The 1,774-nt window shown below is 64.3% G+C and carries 1 protein-coding gene; it reads right to left on the bottom strand.

Features of this window, described 5'->3' with window-relative positions:
* Positions 1 to 1,768 (bottom strand): sulfoacetaldehyde acetyltransferase (gene xsc / locus GOW31_RS21795; protein ID WP_171172791.1); only part of this gene is annotated, 1,768 nt, incomplete at its 3' end.
* Positions 1,769 to 1,774: the final 6 nt, after the last annotated feature.

Genomic DNA, 1,774 nt, shown 5'->3' with positions numbered 1-1,774 from the left:
CCTGAGCTTTCATGTCGTCGGCCGAGATTCCTGCGACGGCGACGGGTTTTTTCATTGCGTCGCGGCGGAAGGGTTCGCCGAGCTCCTGGTTGATCAGGGCCTCGATCAGCGTGGTGATGCCGTTCTTCTGATCCTCGATCGCCTGGTTCAGGGCTGCGGTCAGCTCGTCCTGGGTGCGGGCCACGACGCCCTTCAGGCCACAGGCCTGCGCGATACCGGCGTAGGACACTTTGGTATCCAGTTCGGTGCCGACGAAGTTGTCATCGAACCACAGGGTCGAGTTGCGCTTTTCCGCGCCCCACTGATAGTTGCGGAAGACGATCTGGGTCACGGCAGGCCATTCCTCGCGGCCGATCGCGGTCAGTTCGTTCACCGCGATGCCGAAGGCGCCGTCACCGGCAAAGCCCACGACCGGCACGTCCGGGCAGCCGATCTTGGCGCCGACGATGGCCGGCAGGCCATAGCCACAGGGCCCGAACAGGCCCGGCGCCAGGTATTTGCGGCCCGCCTCGAAGGACGGATAGGCGTTGCCGATGGCGCAGTTGTTGCCGATATCCGAGCTGATGATCGCCTCTTTCGGCAGCGCCGCCTGAATGGCGCGCCACGCCATGCGGGGGCTCATCCAGTCGGGCTTGGCCGCGCGGGCGCGCTGGTTCCAGGTGGTGCCCGGATCATCATCCTCGTGGTCCATGCTGCTCAGCTGCTGGGCCCAGCGGGACTTTTTCTCGGCGATCTTCGCCTTGCGCGCGTCGCGGCCCTCGTCGCCCGCGGTGTCGCTCAGCTGGTTCAGGATGCCGGTCGCCACCTTGGCCGCGTCTCCCACGATGCCCACGGTGACCTTCTTGGTCAGGCCGATCCGGTCGGGGTTGATGTCGACCTGGATGATCTTGGCCTCGGCCGGCCAGTATTCCATGCCATAGCCCGGCAGGGTCGAGAACGGGTTCAGACGGGTGCCGAGGCACAGAACAACATCGGCCTCGCTGATCAGTTCCATCCCGGCTTTCGAGCCGTTGTAGCCCAGCGGGCCGGCAAACAGAGGGTGGCTGCCGGGGAAGGCGTCGTTGTGCTGATAACCCACGCAGACCGGCGCATCCAGACGCTCGGCCAGCGCCTTCGAGGCCTCGATCCCGCCCTTGGACAGAACCACGCCCGCACCGTTCAGGATCACCGGGTTCTTGGCGGTCGACAGCAGCTCGGCCGCCTGCGCCACGGCGGTTTCGCCGCCCGCAGGGCGTTCGAAATCGACGATGGCGGGCAGATCAACATCAACCACCTGGGTCCACATGTCACGCGGGATGTTGATCTGGGCCGGGGCGCTGGCGCGCTTGGCTTTCATGATCACGCGGTTCAGAACCTCGGTGACGCGGGTCGGGTCGCGGACCTCTTCCTGATAGGCGACCATGTCCTCGAACAGCTTCATCTGCTCGACTTCCTGGAAACCGCCCTGACCGATGGTCTTGTTCGCCGCCTGCGGGGTGACCAGCAGCAGCGGCGTGTGGTTCCAATAGGCGGTTTTTACGGCGGTCACGAAATTGGTGATGCCCGGGCCGTTCTGCGCGATCATCATCGACATCTTGCCGGTGGCGCGGGTGTAGCCATCCGCCATCATCCCCGCGCTGCCTTCATGCGCACAGTCCCAGAACATGATCCCGGCCTTCGGGAACAAGTCCGAGATCGGCATCATCGCGGATCCAATGATCCCGAACGCATGCTCAATCCCGTGCATCTGCAAAACCTTAACAAACGCCTCTTCCGTCGTCATCTTCATCTGAGT

This window comes from Ruegeria sp. HKCCA0370, from assembly GCF_013033705.1.
Taxonomy (GTDB): Bacteria; Pseudomonadota; Alphaproteobacteria; order Rhodobacterales; family Rhodobacteraceae; genus Ruegeria.
Note: the sequence above shows the minus strand (reverse complement) of the source record. Positions and strands in the feature narration are given on the sequence as shown.